At 71.9% G+C, this 22,798-nt stretch carries 23 protein-coding genes; 10 read left to right on the plus strand and 13 right to left on the minus strand.

Translation table 11 applies throughout. The features are described 5' to 3' along the window. Positions 1 to 51: 51 nt before the first annotated feature. The gene (locus AC3RJ8_RS00935) at positions 52 to 1,302 is read right to left on the minus strand and encodes an endonuclease/exonuclease/phosphatase family protein (RefSeq protein WP_489714104.1); all 1,251 of its coding nucleotides are present in this window, start codon (positions 1,300 to 1,302) and stop codon (positions 52 to 54) included. An 81-nt stretch (positions 1,303 to 1,383) separates the two neighbouring features. Then, positions 1,384 to 1,686, minus strand: a complete 303-nt coding sequence (locus AC3RJ8_RS00940; RefSeq protein ID WP_489714105.1) for a putative quinol monooxygenase — start codon at positions 1,684 to 1,686, stop codon at positions 1,384 to 1,386. A gap of 104 nt (positions 1,687 to 1,790) precedes the next feature. Here AC3RJ8_RS00940 and AC3RJ8_RS00945 point away from each other — a divergent pair, with 104 nt between their 5' ends. Beyond that, positions 1,791 to 2,363, plus strand: a complete 573-nt coding sequence (locus AC3RJ8_RS00945; protein WP_489714106.1) for a hypothetical protein — start codon at positions 1,791 to 1,793, stop codon at positions 2,361 to 2,363. On the opposite strand, the gene AC3RJ8_RS00950 is transcribed toward AC3RJ8_RS00945, so the two are convergent. Further along, positions 2,336 to 2,752: a hypothetical protein gene (locus tag AC3RJ8_RS00950; protein WP_489714107.1), complete on the minus strand. Its 417-nt coding sequence runs from the start codon at positions 2,750 to 2,752 to the stop codon at positions 2,336 to 2,338. The genes AC3RJ8_RS00945 and AC3RJ8_RS00950 overlap by 28 nt on opposite strands. A gap of 117 nt (positions 2,753 to 2,869) precedes the next feature. Then, positions 2,870 to 3,718: a Fic family protein gene (locus AC3RJ8_RS00955; protein WP_489714108.1), complete on the minus strand. Its 849-nt coding sequence runs from the start codon at positions 3,716 to 3,718 to the stop codon at positions 2,870 to 2,872. A gap of 328 nt (positions 3,719 to 4,046) precedes the next feature. Between AC3RJ8_RS00955 and AC3RJ8_RS00960 the strand changes: the two genes are divergently transcribed. After that, the gene (locus AC3RJ8_RS00960) at positions 4,047 to 4,364 is read left to right on the plus strand and encodes a transposase (protein WP_489712823.1); all 318 of its coding nucleotides are present in this window, start codon (positions 4,047 to 4,049) and stop codon (positions 4,362 to 4,364) included. Next, positions 4,361 to 5,308, plus strand: coding sequence for a transposase (locus AC3RJ8_RS00965; RefSeq protein WP_489712824.1), 948 nt, complete (start codon positions 4,361 to 4,363; stop codon positions 5,306 to 5,308). Before AC3RJ8_RS00960 ends, AC3RJ8_RS00965 begins: the two co-directional genes overlap by 4 nt. Positions 5,309 to 5,424: 116 nt before the next feature. On the opposite strand, the gene AC3RJ8_RS00970 is transcribed toward AC3RJ8_RS00965, so the two are convergent. The 5 genes from AC3RJ8_RS00970 to AC3RJ8_RS00990 form a co-directional block, all read right to left on the minus strand. Beyond that, the gene (locus tag AC3RJ8_RS00970) at positions 5,425 to 6,678 is read right to left on the minus strand and encodes an ATP-binding protein (protein WP_489714109.1); all 1,254 of its coding nucleotides are present in this window, start codon (positions 6,676 to 6,678) and stop codon (positions 5,425 to 5,427) included. 119 nt (positions 6,679 to 6,797) lie between these two features. Then, complete coding sequence (locus tag AC3RJ8_RS00975) at positions 6,798 to 8,177, minus strand: NAD(P)-binding protein (RefSeq protein WP_489714110.1); 1,380 nt, start codon at positions 8,175 to 8,177, stop codon at positions 6,798 to 6,800. 72 nt (positions 8,178 to 8,249) lie between these two features. After that, a complete protein-coding gene (locus AC3RJ8_RS00980) occupies positions 8,250 to 10,091 on the minus strand; it encodes a DUF3352 domain-containing protein (protein ID WP_489714111.1) in 1,842 nt (613 codons plus the stop codon). 118 nt (positions 10,092 to 10,209) lie between these two features. After that, a complete protein-coding gene (locus AC3RJ8_RS00985; RefSeq protein ID WP_489714112.1) occupies positions 10,210 to 10,602 on the minus strand; it encodes a YchJ family protein in 393 nt (130 codons plus the stop codon). Positions 10,603 to 10,619: 17 nt separating this feature from the next. Continuing rightward, positions 10,620 to 11,846, minus strand: a complete 1,227-nt coding sequence (locus AC3RJ8_RS00990) for an MFS transporter (protein ID WP_489714113.1) — start codon at positions 11,844 to 11,846, stop codon at positions 10,620 to 10,622. Between the two features lie 81 nt (positions 11,847 to 11,927). Here AC3RJ8_RS00990 and AC3RJ8_RS00995 point away from each other — a divergent pair, with 81 nt between their 5' ends. Continuing rightward, entirely contained in the window at positions 11,928 to 12,338 is a 411-nt protein-coding gene (locus AC3RJ8_RS00995) for a nitroreductase/quinone reductase family protein (RefSeq protein WP_489714114.1), read from the plus strand. Between the two features lie 12 nt (positions 12,339 to 12,350). Here AC3RJ8_RS00995 and AC3RJ8_RS01000 read toward each other — a convergent pair whose 3' ends face one another. Next, a complete protein-coding gene (locus tag AC3RJ8_RS01000) occupies positions 12,351 to 12,920 on the minus strand; it encodes a GNAT family N-acetyltransferase (RefSeq protein WP_489714115.1) in 570 nt (189 codons plus the stop codon). Positions 12,921 to 13,031: 111 nt separating this feature from the next. On the opposite strand from AC3RJ8_RS01000, the gene AC3RJ8_RS01005 reads away from it, so the two are divergent. From AC3RJ8_RS01005 to AC3RJ8_RS01015, 3 genes are all read left to right on the plus strand, one after another. Beyond that, positions 13,032 to 13,478: a methylglyoxal synthase gene (locus AC3RJ8_RS01005; protein ID WP_489714116.1), complete on the plus strand. Its 447-nt coding sequence runs from the start codon at positions 13,032 to 13,034 to the stop codon at positions 13,476 to 13,478. 281 nt (positions 13,479 to 13,759) lie between these two features. After that, on the plus strand, positions 13,760 to 14,482 hold the full coding sequence (locus AC3RJ8_RS01010) for a spermidine synthase (RefSeq protein ID WP_489714117.1): 723 nt from the start codon (positions 13,760 to 13,762) through the stop codon (positions 14,480 to 14,482). Between the two features lie 46 nt (positions 14,483 to 14,528). Continuing rightward, entirely contained in the window at positions 14,529 to 16,517 is a 1,989-nt protein-coding gene (locus AC3RJ8_RS01015; protein WP_489714118.1) for a thioredoxin domain-containing protein, read from the plus strand. A gap of 25 nt (positions 16,518 to 16,542) precedes the next feature. Here the strand turns inward: AC3RJ8_RS01015 and AC3RJ8_RS01020 are convergent, their stop codons facing one another. Continuing rightward, positions 16,543 to 17,232, minus strand: a complete 690-nt coding sequence (locus AC3RJ8_RS01020) for a GH25 family lysozyme (RefSeq protein ID WP_489714119.1) — start codon at positions 17,230 to 17,232, stop codon at positions 16,543 to 16,545. 172 nt (positions 17,233 to 17,404) lie between these two features. Between AC3RJ8_RS01020 and AC3RJ8_RS01025 the strand changes: the two genes are divergently transcribed. Together AC3RJ8_RS01025 and AC3RJ8_RS01030 are read left to right on the plus strand one after the other, a co-directional pair. After that, positions 17,405 to 17,806: a DUF3817 domain-containing protein gene (locus tag AC3RJ8_RS01025; protein ID WP_489714120.1), complete on the plus strand. Its 402-nt coding sequence runs from the start codon at positions 17,405 to 17,407 to the stop codon at positions 17,804 to 17,806. 81 nt (positions 17,807 to 17,887) lie between these two features. Further along, positions 17,888 to 20,188, plus strand: coding sequence for a 5'-nucleotidase C-terminal domain-containing protein (locus AC3RJ8_RS01030; protein WP_489714121.1), 2,301 nt, complete (start codon positions 17,888 to 17,890; stop codon positions 20,186 to 20,188). A gap of 89 nt (positions 20,189 to 20,277) precedes the next feature. Here AC3RJ8_RS01030 and AC3RJ8_RS01035 read toward each other — a convergent pair whose 3' ends face one another. Together AC3RJ8_RS01035 and AC3RJ8_RS01040 are read right to left on the minus strand one after the other, a co-directional pair. Then, positions 20,278 to 21,249 (minus strand): hypothetical protein, encoded by a 972-nt coding sequence (locus AC3RJ8_RS01035; RefSeq protein WP_489714122.1) that lies wholly within the window; start codon positions 21,247 to 21,249, stop codon positions 20,278 to 20,280. Next, complete coding sequence (locus tag AC3RJ8_RS01040) at positions 21,246 to 21,701, minus strand: Lrp/AsnC family transcriptional regulator (protein WP_489714123.1); 456 nt, start codon at positions 21,699 to 21,701, stop codon at positions 21,246 to 21,248. The genes AC3RJ8_RS01035 and AC3RJ8_RS01040 overlap by 4 nt, the downstream gene beginning before the upstream one ends. Positions 21,702 to 21,824: 123 nt before the next feature. Here AC3RJ8_RS01040 and ddaH point away from each other — a divergent pair, with 123 nt between their 5' ends. After that, positions 21,825 to 22,796, plus strand: a complete 972-nt coding sequence (ddaH, locus tag AC3RJ8_RS01045) for a dimethylargininase (protein ID WP_489714124.1) — start codon at positions 21,825 to 21,827, stop codon at positions 22,794 to 22,796. The last annotated feature ends 2 nt before the right edge of the window (positions 22,797 to 22,798 follow it).

Below are 22,798 nucleotides of genomic sequence, written 5' to 3' on the forward strand. Positions count from 1 at the left end.
GCCGGGCCGGGTGGCCAGATCGCGGCCCGGCCGTGAGGCCCGGCCGCACGGTCAGACCGTGAGGTCGACCCAGACCAGCCGGTGGTCGCTGCTCGGAAACGGGTAGGTGCCGGTCAGCGCGGACAGCGGGTCGTCCTGGGCCGGCCAGAACACCCCGGCGTCCTGGACGCGGAGCCGGTGCTGGGACGGCAGCACGTAGTCGGCGCGCAGGTTGCCGGGAGCGGTGTCGGCAAAGTCGGCGGTGTCGAGCGCCGGGTCGCCCGTGTGGGTCAGGTTCGCCGCGCCCTGGAGCGTCGCCGCCTCGGCCGCACCGTCCGACGTCGGCAACGGGTCGACGATGCGTCGGTGGTCCAGGAGCTGGTCGATCGCGACGTCGTACGAGTCGCCGTCGTGCGGGTCGGCGTTCTGGTCGCCGAGGATCACGAAGGGTGCGCCGGGGTGCAGACCGCCGCGGCCGCCGTCGTCGTCCTCGATGTAGCGCGACGCCTTGCCGGGGGTGACGTAGTCCGCCCAGAAGCGGATCTCGTCGTGGTTGCGACGGCCGTTGCGGTCCTCGGGGCCGTCGAAGGTGGGCGGGGTGGGGTGCGAGGCGAGTACGTGCACCGTCGTGCGCCCGACCCGGATCGGCATGTCCCAGTGCGACTTGCTGGAGAGGCGCACGACGTCGAGCTCTTCGTCGCTGAACCAGTCGGCGGGCTCGGGGGTGGTCGGGTCGTCCGGCAGGAGCGCGCCCGGCATGTCCTTCCACAGGAAGTGCTGGAACGTGCGGACGCCGTCCGTGGCGATCGGGTACTTCGAGAGCACGACCATGCCGTACTGGCCCTCGAACGTCCCGAAGCCGAAGGCGTCGTCCCCGCCGCCGACCGTGCCGTCGTTGTTGAGGTCGAAACCGCTCGGCACCCCGGTGTTCGACGGCGCGGAGTAGGCGTAGCGGTACTCGACCGGCTCGGCGCCGCCCTGGCTCACCTCGAGGTAGTTCTCACGGAAGAGGTCGACGGCGTGGCCCGCGGCGTCGAAGTCGAACTCGTTGAGCAGCACCACGTCCGGGTTCGCGCGCTGGATGACCTCGGCGACCGTGGCGGCCTGCGCGTCGTCGCCCGTGGCCAGGTCGGCCTGCAGCTCGCCCGCCGTGGCGCGGTTGAGCGACAGGTTGTACGTCGCCACGCGCAGCTCGTCCTTGCCGTGGCCGCCATGGCCGCCGTGGTGGTCCGGGTGGCCGACGGCGGCCGGCGCGAGCGCGGCCGACAGCGTCAGGGCAAGAGCGGTGGCGCCGGACAGGGTGGTGCCTCGTCGCATCGTCATGTCGCCACGGTAGGCCGCGGGGGTGACATCGGGACGACGCCGGGGTGTCGGCGGTATGGCGGTTCCTGCTGCGGCGTGGGCTCAGTCGCGCAGCGGCGAGCCGACGATGGTGAAGTCGAACCCGCCCATCTCCCCGGAGAGCAGCGGCCGGGCCGCCGCGATGGAGGCCTGGACGCTCGCGAGCTGGAGTGACGCGCGGTGTGCGTCGGCCGACGTCCACAGCTCGGCGACGTAGACCGTGTCGGGGTGGTCGTCGTGGACGCCGACCTCGTAGAGGAGACAGCCGGCGTCGGCCAGCTCCTGGCTGCGGCCGGTCAGGTGGGACACGAGCTCGTCGCGCTTCCCGGGGGCGGCACCCAGCGTGCCGACGTTGGCGTAGGTCATGGTGGCGACGGTAGCGGCGGGGTGCGACACCGCCTCACATCCCGGTGGCCAGCCGGTCTTGGCTGGTGAGGTCAACGTCGCCTTGGCATAGCCGCCGAGGAGCTGTGAAGCTGCGCATCATGCCGATCCGGTACGAGCGCTATGCCCGAGCGCGCCTGACAACAGTCGAGCAACGCGAATTGGCGTCAGTCGATGGACTCGCGCAGCAGTTGCAGAGCCATCTGACTCAGCGCGCCGCCGATATAGATCTGATCCACGTACATGGTGCCCAGAGCAAGGACGTGCAGGATGTTGTCGCCGAACTGCTCTGCGGTCACCTCGGGTTCGGCACGGAGGTGGTGCTCACTCCCCAAGATGGCCTCGTCACGCAGGCGCGACCTGACTTCTTCCTTCGTTTGAGCGACGGGCGTGGCATCCTTGCCGAAGTCGAGCGCGGTGGGACGACGCTCAACAACCACGACCTCAAGGACTTGTGGAAGGCCCATGTGTCGCCAGACGCACAGCACCTCTTCCTCGTGGTTCCGATGGCGAATTGGAAGTCCGACGGCTCTGCCCGTGACAAGCCGTTCCCTCGAGTGGTGCAGCGCCTTGGCGCGTTCTTCGGGGACGAGCGCCGCGAGATCGACGTGCTCAGTGTCCACATCTTCGGCTACGGCCGAGCGGCGCCTCCAGACTGAAAATGGTGGTCGGTACGGAGCCAGTCGATGGTGAACAGTGCCAGGAGCCCTTCGGTGATCGGAGCGATGGCCTCGGCGTGATCGCGCTCCTCGGTGACGACCGCGACCGTCCCAGGTTCCGCGTAGCCACGAGGCCCCAGTTCGATGAGGTTCACGCCCATCGTGACCAGGTGCCGAAGCGTGCGGATGACGTTCGTCGTCACGATGAAGACGTGAAAGGACGTCGCATCGTTCACGTCATCACCGAGTGCCTCGCCCCAAGCGAACCAGCCGTCACCTTCAACGACTGCGTCTTCACCTGCCTCGCGGAGCGCCCGGAGCGTGCCGACGATCTGGGTGTAGTGAACTCCTACGTGAACGGCATGGCGGTCGATGTTGGTGTCTGTCATGTGTTCAGGGTCATCTGAACGGCCCGACGGGTCAGCTCACGCGAGCACTAGCGTCGCAGGTGGCGAGCTGGAGACTTCGTCAGCTGTGCCGCCCGGCCCGCCGCCGCAGTTCCCCGATCAGCCACGGGTACAGGTCGACGAGCTTCGGCCGGTCGGCCCGGATCTCGTCCCGAGCGTTCGCAGCGCTCCGCTCGCCGTGTTGTAGCGCCCCCGCGTCTGCCCGTGGGCTTCGAGCAGGCCCGCCGAGACCAGCCCTCGCAGGTCGCGGCTCGCCGTCTGCTCCTCGAGGCCGCTCTGTTTCACGTAGGTGGGTCGAACGACCCGTAATCCGCGGACAGCGTCGAACAATGCATCGGCGACGCGGGGCTGCCGGCTGAACCGCGCGATGAGCTCGTCGAGCGCCACCCACGTCCGGTCGGCCTCGTCGAACCGCCGCTGCAGCGTCTGTGCCTGCATGTGGTGGGCGCGAAGGCTGAGCTTGATCCACAGTCCGGCGTCGTTCTGCGGATTCCAGGCGCCGGCTCCGGTCACGGCCAGGACGCGGTAGTAGTCGTCGGTGTTGCTGCCGAGCCATTCCTCGATGCTGGAGAACGTCGGTTCGAGCACGCGGTCCTGGGCGAGCACGAGCGTCTGCAGCGCGCGAGCCATCCGTCCGTTGCCGTCCCTGAACGGGTGGACCATCACGAGGTTGAGGTGTGCCATGGCGGCATCGACCAGGGTGTCGGTCCCGTCCGTCCGCAACGAGCCCACCAGCTCGTCGACGAGCTCCGTCACCATCTCGGCCGGCGGTCCCTCGTAGACCGTGACATCGGCCGTGTCGTCGCGGACGTCGGTCGATCCGGGACGGAACCTTCCCGGATCGACCGACCGGTCGTGTTCCATCAGCATGAAGTGCAGCGACCGCAAGGTCTGGGAGTCCACGGCGAATCCGGGCTCAGGCGACATCCGCAGGATGTACGTCATCATCCGGCGGTTGCCCAGGATCTCGGACCAGGTGCGCTGGTCTGCTGTCAGGGGGAGGCTCGTCGTCCACGGCGGCCAGAGCGTCCTGGTCCGACACGGTGTAGCCCTCGATGGTGTCGGACCCTTGGATGGCGCATGCCTGGGTCATTGAGCGCAGCGGCATGCGGAGGATCAGGGCGAGGGGATCGCGAACACCCTGTTCAGGGCGGCACGCATACTGGCTGGTCAAGCCATCTATCCAACCTTCTCAACCGGTTCTACTTGTCGCGCGTCAGACTTAGTGGCAGGGCCCGTTGCTTTCGGGCCTGACCTGTGAGGAGTCTGATCGTTCATGGCGAGACCACCAGCCGTTCCGTCTGAGGAGAAGACCAGGATCGTGTTGTCGGTCCTGGCCGGGGAGGTCACCGTCGCCGAGGCCGCCCGGCGGGCGAAGGTGTCGGAGCAGTCGGTCGGGAACTGGAAGCGGCAGTTTCTCGAGGCCGGCAGAACGGGACTGGCCGCCGGGAAGTCCGGTCCCTCGACCCGCGAGCAGCAGCTCGAGGCCGAGATCGCCGAGCTGACCCAGGCGCTCGGAGAGGCGCACCTGGAGGCCCGGGTGTGGAAGAAGTCCGCGGAGGGCCGCCTGGGCCCTTCGAGGACCTCGAGGTGATCCGCGTCGAGGCGGGCATGCCGACCACGAGGTTCTGCTCCTTGGTCGGCGTGCCCGAGCGGTCGTGGCGACGCTGGCAGGCTCGCGCCCGGGCCAGCGCGCCGGTCAAGGGCCCGTGGCCACGTCCCGCGCGAGAGGGCGTGCGAGAGGCGGCCCGCCGGCACGCGCTCGCCCATCCGGCGTGGGGGCACCGCAAGGTGTGGGCGATGGTGCGTCACGACGGGCACCGGGTCTCCCAGGCCACGGTGCTGCTGCTGCTGCGCGACGAAGGACTGATCCTGCCGGCGGCCTACCAGCGTGAACGCCGCCAGCTCGCCCAGCGGCGCAAGGCCGCGTTCGCGACCGAGCCGACCGGCCCGAACCAGGTGTGGCAGCTCGACTTTTCCGAGTTCGAGACCACGACCGGAGGCACGTGGCGGATCGCGGGCTGCCGGGACTACTGGTCCAAGTACGAGCATCCGTGGCACGTGTCCCCGACGGCGAACCAGCACGACGCGATCGCGGCGATCGAGCTCGCGCTAGCGGACTACGAGGCGATGTTCGGCAGCCCGCTGATCGGCACCTGCTCACGCGACGCCGACGGGAACGTGATCCCGGCGGTCACGATCGTGACGGACAACGGCGGCCCGTTCCGCTCGTTCCGGTTCGAGGCGTTCATCATCGCCCACCCCGAGCTGCGGCACGTGCGCACGAGGGTCAAGACCCCCGGACAGAACGGCTCACGCGAACGCGGCTTTCAGTCGTTGAAGTACGAGCGGCTCTACCTCGAGGAGGTCGACGACGTCCTGGCCCTGGTCGCCCACGCTGACGACTACCGGGCCGAGTACAACACCGTGCGCCCCCACGAGGCCATCGCCTGGAACCGGCCCCTGGAGGTCCACCTCGGCTACGCCGACCCCCTCATCCCCAACTTTCCCGAGACCCAGAATCTGCCAGCAGCTTGACGCGGGACATACTCAACGCTTCTGACGCTTCTTACTGAACGTTTCTTACCCGAGCGGCTCGACGACTCGTTGAGCCGAGGTCACCAGTCGGGTCGGGTATCAGCCGCTGACGTGCTTCAACGCCATCGCCAGAGGGCGTCGGTCGGCAGCGCCAGGATGCGGTCGCCGACGGCGAGGGCCTCGCGGCCCGTGTACAGGACGACGCCGACGACGAATCGTTCGCCGAGCTTGTCGCGGAGTGTGACCAGGTGGCGAACGTCGCGGGCCGACACGGTCGCGGCAGCCTTGACCTCGACGCCGACGACGCGGCCGTCCGGCGCCTCGAGGATCACGTCGATCTCACCCTGGTTGCTGCGGAAGTGGGAGAGCGCCACCTCCTGCGCACTCCATGTCGCCTGCCGCACGAGTTCTCCGACGACAAAGCTCTCCAGCAGGGAACCGGCGAGGTTCCCCGGCGCTGCCGGGTGCAGTGAGTCGGCGGATGCCTGGAGCAGTGCCGCCGCGAGCCCCGTGTCGACGACGTGGAGCTTGGGCTGCTTCGTCACACGCGACGTGAGGTTTGTCGACCAGGCAGGCAGCGTGTGGACCAGGTACAGCGACTCGAGCAGCCGTACGTAGGGGTCGAGGGTTCGGCGGGGCATCCCGGCGTCGGAGGCAAGGCCCGACCAGACCATCGGTGACCCCGCGCGTGCGGCGATGAGGCGCAGGATCGTCGGGAGATCACGCAACCGATGGAGTCCGGAGATGTCTACCGCGTCGCGGTTGACGATCTGTTGGACGTACTGCTGGTACCAGTCGCGACGACGGCGCCCGTGCCGCGAGAGAGCTTCGGGGTACCCGCCCGCACAGACGATGTCGAGATAGTCCTGGCGCGTGAGGTCACTCGTATACCTGCGGAGCCGACAGGATTCCATGATGGCATCGATGAAGCTGCCCGGTGCCGCCTCGATCTCAGCGCGACTCAGGGGGTAGAGCACATGAGTCTCCGCGCGGCCGGCAAGCGATTCGTGCGTGGCGGCGAGGTCAAGCAGGTTGGCCGACCCCGTCAGCAGGAAACGTCCCGGCCGCTTGTCTCGGTCGACGGCTTCCTTGACGGCGATCACGAGCTCGGGCACCCGTTGGACCTCGTCGATCAGCAGCAGGCCGTCCGGGTACTGGTTCACGAACCCGACCGGGTCGTCCGTGGCGAAAGCGCGGGCCCCGGGGTTGTCCAGGGTGACGAGCAGTCCGTCGCGATCGGCCGCGATCTCCTCCGCCAGCGTCGACTTGCCGACCTGGCGCGCCCCCTGCAGCACGACGACGCGAGTGTCGTTCAGGGCTGTGTGAACGCCAGGGAGCACGAGGCGGTCGTACTGCAGCGTGTCTGGCATCTTGCCAGGGTATCCGCGTTTTCGCCGTTCTGCACGATGTCACTCGCCGTTTTGCAGAACCGGTCTCGCCGTTCTGCACGCTGATTCTCGCCACTCCGCAGCGTCGCCAGCCCGGCTCCTCATGCCCGGCCGAGCCGCGCCATCCCCCGCACCCCGGCCTCCGACACCGCCTTGAACTGCGCGATCGCCGCGACCACCTCGTCCCGCTCCCGATCAGCCATCGTCACCCGCGTGGGGTTCAGCGGCGTCGAGTGCGACCACGCCGCCACGTCCGGCTCCGCCATGAACGCCCCCACCGCACGCGCCCCGGCAGCCTGCGACGCGACCCACTCGGCCGGTGTCGAGAAGTACGGCGTCGCCGGGCACAGCGCGTTCAGCGCAGCGTCGCTCCAGGACGCCCGTGTCGCCTCGACGTACCCCACCAGCGCCGCCCCGAAGCATGGGAACCCTGCCCGCACGGGCTGCAGCACCATCCGCCCGTCGGACCAGATGGGCACGGCCGGCCGCTGCCGCAGCCCTTCCGCCGCACAGTGCACGACGACGGCGCCCGCCCCGACCCGCACGTCCCCGCGCTCGAGCGACACCAGCCCCGGCGACACCCGCCGCACGTGCCCGAGCCGCACCACGTTCTCCACGGTCCGCAGCAGCTCGAGCTCCCAGCGCGCGAGCGTCGGCACGCGCGCCATGGTCGGCATGACCTCACGATCCAGACGCAGCATCACGCCGTCGTCCTCGAGCCGCAGGAAGAACTCGTCCACCGACGCCGCCGACGCCCCTGCCTCCATGAGCGACGTCGCCATCGACAGGAAGACTGCCGGGTCAGGCTGCACCACGGCCCGGTCGAGCATCCACGGGTCGCGCGGCCGCACCCAGCACACCTCCTCGGGCGACACCCCGCGCCCCAGCAGCCACACGATCGCGTCGGTCGCCGTCTTTCCCGACCCGACCACCACGAACGACCTGGCCGACTCCCCCACGAACGGCAGCTCACCCACCGGCACGCAGGTGACGCCGTCGGACACCTCGAAGGGTGGCGGCTCCAGCGCGGGGATGCGCGGCGACAGGTACCGCGCGTCCACGACGCGCCGCCGGACGCGCACGTCCCGCTCGGCGCCGGTCTCGAGCGCGACCACCCGCCCGCCGTCGGACGCGTCATGGCCGCTGAGGAAGGTGAACCGCCCGCTGGGCTCGAACCGGTCGCGCTGCACGCGCCCGTAGTAGGCGCAGACCTCCGGGCCGGTGGCGCGCTCCTGCAGGCCGGCCTCGGGGCCGGAGGTCTGGAACGCCCCGCCGAACGGCGTCGACGCCACCCCGTAGAACGGCGACGCCTGGTGCAGCCGGACGAAGGGATAGGCGTCGCGCCAGTGGCCGCCGACGGCGTCACGCCGGTCGACGAGCGTCACGTGCGCGTCGCTGTGGTCCAGCACCGCGTCGGTGAACGCCATGCCGGCGGCCCCCGCGCCGATGACGAGGTAGTCGGTCTCCAGGGCTCGGCCCATGGGGCCAGTGTCCCTCAGCGAGCCAGATCGTGGAGCGGCCCCTCGCGGGCCCGCTCCACGACCGGCCGGTCGTCAGTCGAAGCTGACGCGGAACGTCGCCCTCGCGTGCGTGTCGTCGGCGCTGGTGGTCATGCCCGCCGCACGCAGCGGCTCGAGGTAGCCGAGGCTCGACGGGTCCGACTCGAGGACGGGACGCAGCACGTCCGTCAGCAGGTCGAGGTCGACGTACAGCACGCCGCTCGCGTCCTCGGGGCTGACGACGCTGCGGTAGGCGTCCGTGGAGCCGAGGCCGCCGTCCCCGGCGATCTCGGTGGCGTACGCGTCGTTCGTCGCGAACACGAACCCGTCGTCGGCCGGCGAGGTCGCCAGCGGGTCCATGCCGGAGTCGGTCAGCAGGCCGTCGATGCGGCCGGCGAGGTCCTCGAGGGCCGCGGTGTCCCCGACGGTGCGCACGCCCACGGAGACGTCGGCCATGCTCGCCACGGTGTCCAGCGAGTCGAGGCCGCGGGAGTCGACGGCGATCGCGATCTGCTCGCCGGCGAGCGTCACCAGGTCGTCGGGCAGGCGGACGCCGTACTCGTCCTCGAGCAGCGCCACGATGCCGTCCAGGTCGGGCTGGCCGGCCCCGCCCCAGGGGTCGTCGGTGGCGGTGGCCGACACGTCCGCCGACGCGCCGGTACAGGAGTCCACGAAGATGTCGACCAGCATCTCGTCGTCGGCGGTGAGCGCGTCCTCCGTGAGACCGAAGGTGTCGTACGCGGCCTGGACGCAGTAGTCGTGCATCTCCGGGTCGACCTCGGCAGGCGTCGCGGCGGCGTCCTCGGTGCCCGGCATCAGCGCGTCGCTGCCGAGCGCCCCGCCCCCGAGGGTCGCCATGGAGTCGTACAGCTCGCGGAACTGCTCCCACGCGTCGTCGACGGCGCCGGGAGCGGTGGAGCCGGAGACCGCCGCCAGCGTGGTGTCCGGCAGGGCCGCCGTCACGGAGGTGCCGGTCGCCCGGTACGGCGCGAGGACGGCCTCGTCACCGGCCGAGAGGGTCTCCAGCTCGATCCCGTCGGGGTTGGCGCGCAGGGCGCCGGCCATGGTCGTGAGGGACTCCAGGTCCTCCAGGTCGCTCTCGGCCAGCGTGCCCTCGGTCAGCTCGGGAACCGCGTCGAGCGACCAGTCGAGGGCGGCCTCGGCGTCGGCCCAGAAGGACACGAGCCCGGCGTCGCCGAGCGCCTCCATGTCCGCGGCGAAGACCTCGTCGTCCGCGAGCGAGCCCTCCTCGGCGTCGGCCACGACGTCGGCCGCGGCCGTGCCGTCGGTGATGAGCGCGTAGCCCTCGGTGAAGGCGAGCTGGCCGGCGTCGAGGGCCTCGCCGCAGCCCAGGCCGGACTCGAGCGCGGGGCGGGCGGCGTCCTCGTCCGTGACGGCCAGCACCCAGACCGGCTGGGGCTCGCCGTCGACGCCGGGGACCGCGGCGAGTGCGGTGCGGTCACCGATCCACGGGGCGACGTCGGCGTCGTAGTCGACCTCGCACTCGCCGTTCGCGACGAGCGCGTCGACGATGACCTGCTTGAGGTCCGAGTCCTCGGTGACCTCGACGCCCAGGTCCTCGGAGAGGTCCGGCAGGCGGTCCGCCAGGCGCAGCAGGTTGATCTTCTGCTCGGCGGACGGGTCGAGGTCCACGCGCACGTACCCGATCGTGGAGGCGGGCAGCGCCGCCTCCGGCTGGGACCCACCGCCGTCCAGCATGGCGTAGGCGGCAGCACCGGCCCCGCCGAGGAGCAGGACCCCGGCAGCGACCGAGCCGCCGATCACCAGGCCCTTGCGCGAGCGCCGGGCGGGGCCCGTGGGCTCTGCGGGCTCGGTGGGCGCCGCGGGCGAGGTCGGGCCGGCGGGCGTGCCGGGGTACGGCGGGTGGTCGGTCACGAAGGTGTCCCCTTGAAGGTCGTGGATGGCGGGATGCTGACCGTACCGAAGCGCCGACCGGGCCGGAAGCGCCGTCCATGGGCAGAACTCCCCGGCCCCCTCCTTTTCACCCGGGACGTCACCCGGTGACGTCACCGTCCACGTAGAACCACCGGCCGCCCTCGCGCACGAACCGGCTCACCTCGTGCAGCCGCCCGCGAGCGCCCGATCCCGACCGGAACGTCGCGACGAACTCCACCACGCCGTCGTCGTCGAACGGGCCGCCGCCGCGCGTGGCCAGGACGTCGAGCCGGCGCCACCGCTGCTCCGGGTCCAGCTCCAGGACGGAGGGGCGCGTCGTCACGTGCCACGTCTGCAGGAGGTACGACGCGTCGCCGACGGCGAAGGCCGCGTACCGCGACCGCATCAGCGCCTCGGCGGTGCCGGCCACCCGCGACCCCGTGTGCAGCGGCCCGCAGCACTCGCCGTAGGACAGGCCGGACTGGCAGGGGCAGTGTGCGGCGTCGTCCATGAGGACATGATGCCGCCCTACGCCGAGAGATCCTCCTCGATGACCTCGTCGACGGCCCGCCGTTCCACCGAGGCGAGCGGCGTGCATACCCGCTCCTCGAGCAACGCGACGGCGAGCGCCAGCAGCACCACGCCCGCGCTTACCAGCGGCACGTCCCGCACCCCGACCATCGACACCAGCAGGGCGCCGAGTCCCGACCCCGCGGCGATGCCGAGGTTGAACAGCGACGACGAGATCGCCTGGCCCATGTTGGTCCCGCGCGGGGCGACGAGCAGCACGCGGTGGGACAGCACGGGTGGCACCGTGGAGAACGCGAACCCGAACAGCGCCAGGCACACCACCACCCCGACCCGGGACTCGCCGAACGTCCACAGCCCGGCCAGGGCGAGGACCAGCACCGCCGCTCCGACGAGGTAGGCGCCGACGGGCCGCCTGTCGAGGAACCTGCCGACGACGACGGCGCCCACCACGCCCGCGCCGCCCTGGAGCAGGAGCAGGGCCGGGATGTCGGACTGCGTGTATCCCGCGACGTCCTGCAGGTACTGCGTGACGAACGTGATGACGCCGAACGCCCCGGTCACCACGAGGACGGTGGTGACCATGAGGAACCCGAACCGTCGCCCCGACGGGAACGGCGCCTCGCTCGCCCCGCCGGCCGACGGCGCCACGGAGGGGAACAGGGCGATGACGACGACGGTGATGATGGTGGAGAGCACCGCGACGGCGACGAAGGTGACCCGCCACGACGTCAGCTCGCCGAGCCAGGTGCCGGCGGGCACCCCGAGCACCGGGGCGAGCGAGTTGCCGATCGCGAGCCGCGCCATGGCCTTGCCGCGCACGCCGGGAGGGAAGAGGCCGGCGGTGGCGGGCACCACCGCGACCCAGAACAGCGCCTGGGCGAGCGCGGTCACCACCCGGGCGACCATGAGCTGCTCGTACGACGGCGTCACCGCGGCCCACAGGGTCGCGACGGCGGCCACGCCGGCGCAGGCCGAGAGCACCCACCGCCGGGGGATGCTCCGGGTGACGTGGGCCAGCGGGACCGAGCTGACGAGCACCACGAGGGCATAGGCGGTGACCAGCAGCCCGATCTGGGAGGTCGGTCGACCGAGGTCCGGCGCCATGAGGGTCAGCAGCCCCGAGGGTAGCGACTCCACGGTCACGAAGAGGAACGTCGAGGCGGCCAGCGCGACGAGGATGATCGTGGCGCGGCGGGGGTCGACGGCGGGGCCGACGGTAGTCATCGAATCGATTCTATGGGACGGCCGTCGGTGGGATGTCCGGTGGGCTGGCCGGGCTGCGCCGGCCGGTCGATACTGGGTGCCATGGCCGACTGGAACCAGCAGATCGTCGACGAGTTCCGCGACAACGGCGGGACGGTGACCACGATGGGCTTCGGGCGCTCCCTCGTGCTCCTGCACCACGTCGGCGCGAAGAGCGGCGCGGAGCGGGTCAACCCGCTCGCGGCGATCCGTGAGTCCGACGTGTCCTGGCTGATCACGGCGTCGGCCGGCGGCGCCGACACGAACCCGGACTGGTACCACAACCTGCTCGCTCACCCCGACGTCACCATCGAGACTCCGGACGACGGCACCCTCGACGTGCGTGCCGTGGAGCTCGCCGGCGCCGAACGGGACGCCGCGTGGGAGCGGTTCAAGCAGATGTCGGACGGGTTCCGGCGCTACGAGGAGAAGACGTCACGCGTCATCCCCGTGTTCCGGCTGACGCGCCGCTGAACCTGCCGCAGGTCAGGGACGCTGCCACTCCCGGGCGAGCATCCCGTAGACCAGGGTGTCGGTCCACTCGCCCTTGGACCACCAGTCCGCGCGCAACCGACCCTCGCGCTGCATCCCCACCCGCTCGCACAGGCGGGCCGACGGCTCGTTGCGCGCGTCGAGCTGGGCGACCACCCGGTGCATCCGGTACCGGTCGAACGCGATCCCGAGCAGGGAGCGCAGCGCCTCCGTCGCGAACCCGCGGCCGCCGTGGCCGGGGTGGAACGCCCACCCGACCTCTCCGCGGGACACGGTGTCCCCGGTCGTCCACAGGGCGATGTCGCCGACGACGGTGCCCTCGTGCTCGACGACCAGCGCCAGCGCGGACGCGGGGCCGTCGATGCCCGTGCGCTGCCGGCGCAGCGCGAGCTGGGTCTCGGCGACCTCGCGCGTCCACGGCTCCTCGAGCAGGAACCGGGCGACGTCGGGGTCTGCGTAGTAGTCCAGCAGCGGTTCGAGGTCGTCCTCCTGGTACGTGCGCAGCACGAGGCGGCTCGTCCTGACGGGCAGGAGAGCAGGCTGGGGTGGGGTCGCCTCGGTCACGGTGACGAACCCTAACCCGGCGCGGCCCTGCGCACCCGGCGATCGATCGGGGCCGGGCGTGGAAGCATGGCAGCCAGACGGGTGTGACCGCGCCCGGGTGAGGAGTGCTCCATGGACACCGTTCGGCACAGCATCGCCCTCGTGGCGCACGACAACAAGAAGGTCGAGCTCCTGCGCTGGGCCGAGTTCAACCGGGGCACCCTCTCCGGGCACGAGCTCTGGGCGACCGGCACGACCGGCACCATGCTCGAGTTCGAGCTGGGGCTGCCGGTCCACCGGCTGCTCTCCGGTCCGGTAGGCGGCGACCAGCAGATCGGCGCGAAGATCGCCGAGGGGGTCATCGACATGCTGATCTTCTTCTGGGACCCGCTCGAGGCACAGCCCCACGACCCGGACGTCAAGGCGCTGCTGCGGCTCGCTGCCGTGTGGAACGTGCCGATGGCGTGCAACGTCACCACGGCGGACATGATGATCTCCTCGCCGATGATGCGCCAGGACTACACCGCCGGTCGCCCCGTGATCGGCGCCCGTGCCTGGGAGGGCGGCCAGCCGGCCTGAGCGCCAACGACGCCAAGGTGGTTGCCCGCGGCCCGGCGTGACATCCGGCGGCATCGGCGCGCCACAGCCGTCGGTGATGACAACGGAGGTGTCCGCAGGGCGTGATCGGTGATGCCTGGGCAGAATCGAATCACGCACAGCGTGAGAATCACGTCGGACGTGATCACCGAGCGCTGTGAGGGAGCCCTTCACGCTCTGCGGTAACCCTCGATCTGAACACCCGAGGACCTGCCGTCACCGGGGCAGTGATCGAGGTCAGGAGCCGCGTGAGACCCTGAGCCATGCCGCTGCGCTTCGAGGAGCTCGACTTCCAGCCGACGCCGATGGGGGACATCAGCCTGCGCCGCCGGTACGACCCGGCCGCGCGGCAGGACGTCTACGAGGTCCGCCTGGGCGACGAGTACCTTATGTCGAGCCTCTTCACGGTGGCCGAGCGCAAGCTCGCCACCCTCGCCCTGGACCGGCTCACCGCGCCGGACGGGGCCGCGCTGCGCGTGCTGGTCGGTGGCCTCGGGCTCGGCTACACCGCGCAGGCGGCGCTCGCCGACCCGCGGGTCGGCGAGGCGACGGTGGTCGAGTACTCCGGCCCGGTGCTGGACTGGCACCGGCGTGAGCTGCTGCCGGACGTCGCCGGGCTCGCCTCCGACCCGCGCTGCCGGCTCGTCCAGGGCGACTTCTTCCACCGAGTGCGCGAGGAGCCGCAGGTCCGGTACGACGCGATCCTGCTCGACATCGACCACAGCCCTCGCCACGTGCTCCACCCGAGCCACGCGGCGTTCTACGACGCGCCCGGCCTGCGCGCGATGACCCGCCACCTGGCCGACGACGGCGTGTTCGCCCTCTGGTCGGACGACCCGCCCGACGCCGCGTTCGAGGCCGAGCTGGACCAGGTGTTCGCCGAGCGTTCGTCGCACCCGGTGCCCTTCGCGAACCCGCTCACCGGCGGCGAGTCGAGCAACACCGTCTACCTCGCCCGCGGCGTCCGCGACGTCGCGTCCGGGTAGCCACCCCGGCCGACCTGGATACCGGGTGCCGTGACACGCTGGAACCATGGCTGACCGTCTGCGCACCGCCACCTCCCCGTACCTGCGCCAGCACGCCGACAACCCGGTCGACTGGTGGCAGTGGGGCGACGACGCGTTCGCCGAGGCCCGGCGCCGCGACGTCCCCGTGCTGCTGTCGGTCGGGTACGCCGCCTGCCACTGGTGCCACGTCATGGCGCACGAGTCGTTCGAGGACGACGAGGTCGCGCAGGTGATCAACGGCGCGTTCGTGCCGATCAAGGTCGACCGGGAGGAGCGGCCCGACGTCGACTCCGTCTACATGGCGGCCACCCAGGCCATGACGGGCCAGGGCGGCTGGCCCATGACGGCGTTCCTCACCCCGGACGGCGAGGCCTTCCACTGCGGCACCTACTTCCCGCGCGAGCATTTCCTCGGGGTGCTCGGCGCGGTCCGTGACGCGTGGGCCGACGGGCGCGACGCCGTCGTGCAGCACGGCGCCGCCGTGACCGCGGCGATCGCCCGCACGACGGGACCGCTGCCGGGTGCACCCCTCGACGAAGCGGCGCTCGCCGGGGCCGTGTCCGCCGTCGCGCGCGACGCGGACCGGGTCCACGGTGGGTTCGGCGGAGCGCCGAAGTTCCCGCCGTCGATGACGCTCGAGCACCTGCTGCGCCACCACGCCCGCACGGGCGACGACTCCGCCCTCGCGCTGGCCGAGCGCACCTGCGAGGCGATGGCGCGCGGCGGGATCTACGACCAGCTCGGCGGAGGATTCGCGCGCTACTCCGTCGACGCGCGCTGGGTGGTGCCGCACTTCGAGAAGATGCTCTACGACAACGCCCAGCTCCTGCGGGCCTACGCGCACCTGTGGCGGGCGACCGGGTCGCCGCTCGCCGAACGCGTGACCCGCGAGACCGCGGAGTTCCTGCTGCGGGACCTGCGCACCGCCGAGGGTGGCTTCGCCTCCGCCCTCGACGCCGACACGGTGGTGGACGGCCACGGCGTCGAAGGCCTCACCTACGCCTGGACGCCCGCGCAGCTGCGCGACGTGCTCGGGGACGATGACGGCGCCGGGGCGGCAGAGGTCCTCGCGGTCACCGAGGCGGGCACCTTCGAGGGCGGGACCTCGACGCTCCAGCTGCCCGAGGACCCTGATCCCGCCTGGTGGGCGGACGTCCGCGCCCGGCTCCACGCCGCGCGGGAGAAGCGTCCCCAGCCCGCCCGGGACGACAAGGTCGTCACCGCGTGGAACGGGCTCGCGGTCGCGGCGCTCGCCGACGCCGGGGCGCTCCTCGAACAGGCCGACTGGGTGCGTGCGGCCCGGGAGTGTGCGGATCTGCTGCTCGACCGGCACGTCGTCGACGGGCGGCTTCGGCGTGCCTCCCGTGACGGCGTGGTGGGTGCGCCGGCCGCGGTCGCCGCCGACCACGGCGACCTCGCCGAAGGTCTGCTCGCCCTGCACCAGGCCACGGGTGAGGCGCGCTGGCTCGCGACCGCCGGAGAGGTGCTCGACGTGGCGCTGGACCACTTCAGCGATCCGCGAGGGGGCGGCTTCTTCGACGTCGCCGACGACGCGGAGCGGCTCGTGGTGCGGCCCCGCGATCCCAGCGACGGACCCGAGCCGTCGGGGCAGTCGGCGCTGGCCGCCGCGCTCGTCACCCACGCCGCGCTGACCGGCTCGGCGCGGCACCGCGCCGCCGCCGAGTCCGCCGTGGAGGCCTCCGGGGCGCTCGCCCGGCAGGCGCCACGGTTCGCCGGCTGGGCGCTCGCCGCCGCCGAGGCCCTGGCGGCCGGTCCGCTGCAGGTCGCGGTGGTCGGCAGCGGCCCCGCAGCGGCCGACCTCGCGCGGACCGCGCGCCGCACGCCCACCGCGGGTGCCGTCGTCGTGCACGGACCCTCCGACGCCGACGACGTGCCGCTCCTGGCGGACCGACCCCTCGTGGCCGGCGGCCCGGCCGCCTACGTGTGCCGCGGGTTCGTGTGCGACCGTCCCGTGACCACGACGGCGGAGCTGACGGCGGCGCTCGCTCGCTGAGCGGAGCGGTCGGGACGGCTCGGGCTCAGCCGAGCGTCATCGCGCGCAGGTCGTCCAGCGTGCCGTCGAACACGTTCATGTCGATGTGCGTCTCCTCGCCCGCGTACCCGTCGAGCACGTCGCGGTCGGAGTACTGCCAGAACTCCCAGTCGCGGCGCGGCACCTCGGGGGCGAGCGCCATCGACCGGATCCACAGCGGGTAGCGGTCGTAGCTTTCGCCCAGGTAGCGGCTGCGCACCTCCTGGGTGGTGTAGATGATCGGCACGGCACCGTAGTGCTCCTCGAGCGCGTCGAGCATCGGGTCCAGGATGCCGCGCAGCTCGTCCACCGACGGCGGGTCCGCCGCGAAGTCGGCGTAGTACTCGACGTCGACCACCGGTGGCAGAGTCCCCGCCGTCGCCGGCACCTGCTCGATCAGGTGCGCGGCCTGGCTCTCGCCCGGGCTCTCGAAGCTGAGGAAGTGGTACGCGCCCACCAGCAGGTCCGTCTCCAGGGCGTCCGCCCAGCTCGCGGCGAACCGCTCGTCCACGTGGCTCGACCCCTCGGTCGCCTTGATGAACGCGAAGTCGAGGTCCTGGCCCGCCAGCACCGGCCAGTCGATCTCGCCCTCGTAGGCGGACACGTCCACCCCGCGGACGTCGTAGTCGTCCGCCGCCAGCCGGTTCGGCCACAGGACGCCGTTCCAGACGAGGGCCGCCACGACGGCGAGTGCCACGACGGCCGTCCCCAGGACACCCAGCAGTCACCACCGGCGCCGTGCACCGCTCTCGCTCACCGGGAGATCATGGCAGACCGCCCGGCGGCGCAGCGCTGACCGGGACGGCGGGAACCGGGACGCCGGGTGGAGCGTTGAACCCGGCGATCCCACCCGCCCGAAAGGACCCTCCATGACCGCGCCCGCCGACCCCCGGCCCGCTACGGCACGACCCGCCGGGAAGCCCCCGCTGTCCAGGCTCGGCCGGCTCTACGCCGTCGTCGCCTGGTTCGAGGCCTTCACGTGGGCGGGCCTCCTGGTGGGGATGTTCCTCAAGTACGTCACCGAGACCACCGAGGCGGGGGTCTGGCTGTTCGGGCGGCTGCACGGCGGGGCGTTCGTGGCCTACGGGATCGTCGCGCTGGTCGTCGCCGTCAGGTACCGCTGGGGGGTCTGGCGCACCCTCGTAGCGCTGGCCGCCGCCGTCCCGCCCCTGACCACGCTGCTCGCCGAGTGGTGGCTGCGGCGGACCGGTCACCTCAGCGAACCGGCGCAGATTCCTGGCGCACCGGAGCGCCGACCGTCGTTCTCCTGATCGTTACCCGTTCGGCGCCCGCAGGTCGGCGTCCCTGGCTAGTGTGACTTCATCCAACTCGAACAGTGGGAGAAATCACACATGCACACCATGCGCAAGCAGGTGGCCGGGGCGACCACCCTCGGCCTCGCGCTCGCGGGTGTCGTCACCGTCGGCGCGCTGCCAGCCCAGGCCGCCGACCCTGTCGACATCCAGATCCTCCAGACGAACGACTTCCACGGCCGCATCCTCGAGGACTCCTACGGTGGGGCTGCCGGAGCAGCCGTCCTGGCCGGGGCGGTCGACCAGCTGCGGACCGAGAACCCGAACACGGTCTTCGCCTCGGCCGGGGACTTTCTCGGTGCCTCCACCTTCGAGTCGTTCATCCAGCAGGACAAGCCGACGATCGACGCCCTCAACGCTGCGGGCCTCGACGTCTCGGCGGTCGGCAACCATGAGCTCGACGGAGGCTTCGACGACCTGACCGACCGGATCACGGCGCCCTACGACGCCGATGACAACCCGTACGGCGGGGCCGAATGGCCGTACATCGCGGCGAACATCATCGACAGCGAGACCGGGGAGCACGCGACCCCGCCGTCCTGGGTGACCGAGGTCGGCGGCGTCGAGGTCGGGTTCGTCGGTGCGATCACCGAGGACATGCCGTCGCTCGTGAGCCCGGACGGCATCGCCGGCCTGGAGTTCACCGACATCACGGAGGCGGTCAACGACGAGGCGGACGTGCTGCGTGAGCAAGGTGTCGACCTCGTGGTCGCGCTGATCCACGAGGGCGCCGCGACCGACGGCTGCGACCAGATCACCGAGGGCTCCTTCGGTGAGATCGTCACGGGGGTCGACGGCGACGTCGACGCCATCGTCTCCGGCCACACGCACCTCGAGTACGACTGCCGTGTCCCGGTCGACGCCTGGGCAGATCGCCCGGTGACCGAGCGACCGGTCGTCTCCGGTGGCGAGTACGGCGTCAACCTCAACCAGCTCGTCTTCACGATGGACCCCGAGTCCGGTGACGTGCTCGGGCTCGAGTCCGCCGTGCTGCCGCTGATCGGCAACTACCCGGCCGACCCGGAGGTGGAGCAGATCGTCGCCGACGCCGTCGACGTCGCCGAGGAGCTCGGCGCCCAGCCCCTGGGCCAGATCGACGGGGTGCACAACCGGGCGCAGCTCACGGCGACGGACGCTGACGGCAATCCTGTGCGCACCGAGAACCGGGGCGGCGAGTCCACGCTCGGCAACCTCGTCGCCGAGGTGCAGCGGTGGGCGACCGAGACCGAGGAAGCGGGCTCCGCGCAGATCGCGTTCATGAACCCCGGAGGTCTGCGGGCAGACCTGACCGGCTCCTCCGGTACCGACTTCCCCCGGACGGTCACCTACCAGCAGGCCGCGGCCGTGCAGCCCTTCGCCAACACGCTGGTCAACATGGATCTCACGGGCGAGCAGGTCAGGACGGCGCTCGAGCAGCAGTGGCAGCGCGACGCCGCCGGGAACGTCCCGTCGCGGCCTTTCCTGCGCCTCGGGGTCTCCGAGGGCTTCGAGTACACCTACGACCCGGCGCGTGACGAGGGCGACCGCATCACCGGCATGTGGCTCGACGGCGAGCCGATCGACCTCGACGCCACGTACTCGGTCACGGTGAACTCGTTCCTGGCCGCCGGTGGCGACAACTTCCGGGTCTTCGCCGAGGGCGCCGACGCGCGCGACACCGGAAAGATCGACCTGACGGCGTTCGTCGACTACATGGCGGAGCACGCCACGGACGAGCCGCTCGCGGTCGACGCGAGCCAGCGTGCCGTCGGCGTGTCGTTCACCGCGAACGAGGAGCTGAAGGCCGGCAAGAAGACCGCGTTCGACGTCTCCTCGTGGTCGATGTCCACCGCGGCGGACGTGACGGACGACGAGCTGGTCGTCCAGCTCGACGGCGAGGAGATCGGCCGGTTCGCCGTGGACAGCACGGTCGGTTCCGACCCGTACGACGAGGTCGGCACCGCGTCGGTGGACCTGCGGCTGCCGAAGAAGCAGGGCGGGGCCCTGACGCTGGTCGGCGAGGCCACGGGCACCGAGGTCGCCGTCGGCGAGGTGCAGGCCAAGGGCGGCAAGCCGGACTGGACCCCCGGCAAGCCTTACACCGCGGGTGACCTGGTCGAGCACGAGGGCGCCACCTTCGAGGCGATGTGGTGGACCACCGAGACCCCGGGCGCCTCCCCGTGGGGCTCGTGGCAGGAGACCGCCACGACCGCCGACGGCACCGCCGTGTGGACCTCCTCGCGGGTCTTCACCGCGGGTGACGTCGTGGAGCACGACGGCGCGACGTTCGAGGCGCAGTGGTGGACGCGGAACCAGGAGCCCGGCGGCTCGCAGTGGGGCCCCTGGCAGCTCATCGGCTGACCGCGGGTCGCACCCGACCCGCGGCGACGCGCGCCCGGAACGCCTCCCCGACCGGCTCGGACGGGGAGGCGTTCCGGGCGCTCGCCGCGTCAGTCCCAGCCGCAGGCCTCGCCGAGCCAGTCGAAGAACGTCGGCTGCGCCTCCTCGGGCATCGGCAGGTAGACCGGGGGCTGCTCGGCGCCGTCCACCGTGGTGAGCACGGGCACGAACGTGCCGCGCTTGTCCTCGGCGACGGCGTGCGGGTCGCACCGCTGCGGGACGACGTCGAGGACGACCTCGCCCGCGCCGTCCGGATCCAGGGCCTCACCCGTCCACGCCTCGGAACCGTCAGCAGGGGAAAGGAGCGTGGTGCCGGTGACCCGCTCCACCTCGACCACCGGGCCGCCGGGCACCTGCTCCACGCGCACGCGCAGCAGCAGCACGAGGCGGTCCCCGCGCTGCTCGATCCCCAGGTCAGGCAGCACCCGCAGGTCGGCTCCCGAGGCCACGAGCCGCCGCGCGCACTCCTGGGCGTGGACGGCGGCGAGACGCCCGTGCGGATCGGTCGCGGTGAGCGCCACCTGCCGCGGCGGTCCCTGCGCGGCGGCCTCGCCGAGCGCGACCGTCACACGCACCGGAACGGTACCCGCGGCGTCTGCCCCGCCCGGGGTGCCCGACGCCGGAGGTCGGGCGCCGCAGTCCACCTCCCCGAGCGCGATCCGCACGTCCCGGGCTGCGCCCGGACGCAGCGTCCCGGCCCGGTGGGAGCCGTCCGGGCTGCTCGGTCCAAAACCGTCGGCCTCCAGCTGTCCGGCCAGGAGCGTGAGGGCCTCGGCGGAGCCGTTGGTCACGTGCAGCTTCGCGGTGCCGGCGGCGTACTGGGTGCGGTCCTGACGGACCTCGACCTGGAGGTTCGAGGCGACGGCGTCGGGGACCGGTCCGGCGGCAGACGGCTGGGCGGCTGGCGGCGCGGTGGCCGGTGGCTCGCCCGCCGGGGTGCACGCCGCCGGTGCGGCCCCGAGCACCACGGCCGCCGCGAGCGCTACGGCCGCGCGGGCGGGTCTGCGGCCGCGGATCGTCACACCGCCCCCGCGTCCGCGCGGGCCGGGCGGTCGATCACCCGGGACATGACGATCGCCGTGCGCGTCTTGTCCACCCGCGCGCCCACCCGGAACGACTCGACGATGCGCTCCACCTCGGCCATCGAGTCCGCCATGATCTGCACCAGCGCGTCCGCCTCGCCGGTGACGGTGTCGACGCGCACCACCTCGGGGATGGAGCCGAAGTCCCGTTCCAGCGCGGCGGGGGAGATGTTGCCCCGACAGAACACCTCGACGTAGGCCTCGATGCGCCAGCCGAGCTGCTCGGGGGAGACCCGCACGGTGAAGCCGGAGATCTCGCCGCGGGCCTGCATGCGGTCCACCCGTCGCTTCACCGCAGGAGCCGACAGGCCCACGGCCTCGCCGATCTCCGCATACGAGGCGCGTCCGTCGCGCAGCAGCAGGCCCACGATCTTCCGGTTGGTGTCGTCCATGGCTCGTCCTCGGCGTCGATGCGGTGATTTCTTGTGTTCAGGGTATCGAATCCTGCACGGATGGCCATGAAGAAGCAGGATTCGGAACAACGGGGGCAACGGCTGGCCCCCTACCGTCGCCGCATGACGTTGATCACACCTTCCGCCGCTCCCGCGGCGCCCGCGCCGCTGCCCACCACGGCGACGCCCACGGACCGCACCGCGACCCCGCGCCACTTCCTCATGTGCCCGCCCGTCCACTTCGACGTTGTCTACGCGATCAACCCGTGGATGGACGTCACGGTCCCGGTCGACGCCGGGCACGCGGTCGTCCAGTGGCAGGCGCTCAAGGCGGCCTACGAGCAGCGCGGGCACACCGTCGACGTGATCTCGCCCGTGCCCGGCCTGCCCGACATGGTCTACGCGGCCAACGGCGGCGTCGTCGTCGGCGGGCGCGCGCTCGCCGCACGCTTCACCTTTCCCGAGCGGCAGCCCGAGGGCGCCGCGTACGAGGCCTGGCTGCGCGACTCCGGCCCGGCGCGCGGCATGACCAGCCTCGGCCAGGCGGTCGAGCGCAACGAGGGAGAGGGTGACCTGCTCTGGGACGGCGAGGTCATGCTCGCCGGCACCGGCTTCCGCACCACCCGTGCCGCGCACGCCGAGGTCGCGGCGCGCCTCGGCATCGAGGTCGTCACGCTCGAGCTCGTCGACCCGCGCTTCTACCACCTCGACACGGCGCTCGCCGTGCTCAGCCCGGTCGGTCCTGGCATGGACGGGACGGTGCCCGACGGCGGAGCGCGGGCCGAGATCGCCTACTTCCCGGAGGCCTTCACCCCGGAGTCCCGGGCGGTGCTGCGCGAACGCTACCCGGACGCCATCGAGGCGACCGAGGCGGACGCCGCCGTGCTCGGGCTCAACGCCGTCAGCGACGGCCGGCACGTGTTCCTCTCCGACCGCGCCACCGGCATGCACGCCGCCCTGCGCGAGCGTGGCTTCGAGCCCGTGGGCATCGACCTGTCCGAGCTGCTCAAGGGCGGCGGCTCGGTGAAGTGCTGCACCCTCGAGCTGCGACCCGCCCCGAGCGCCGCCGCCCCGCGCACCGCGAAGGAGGCCTGACC

The sequence above is a fragment of the Isoptericola sp. MSGPD8_1_ISO-PGPR-S23-394 genome (genome assembly GCF_058072785.1).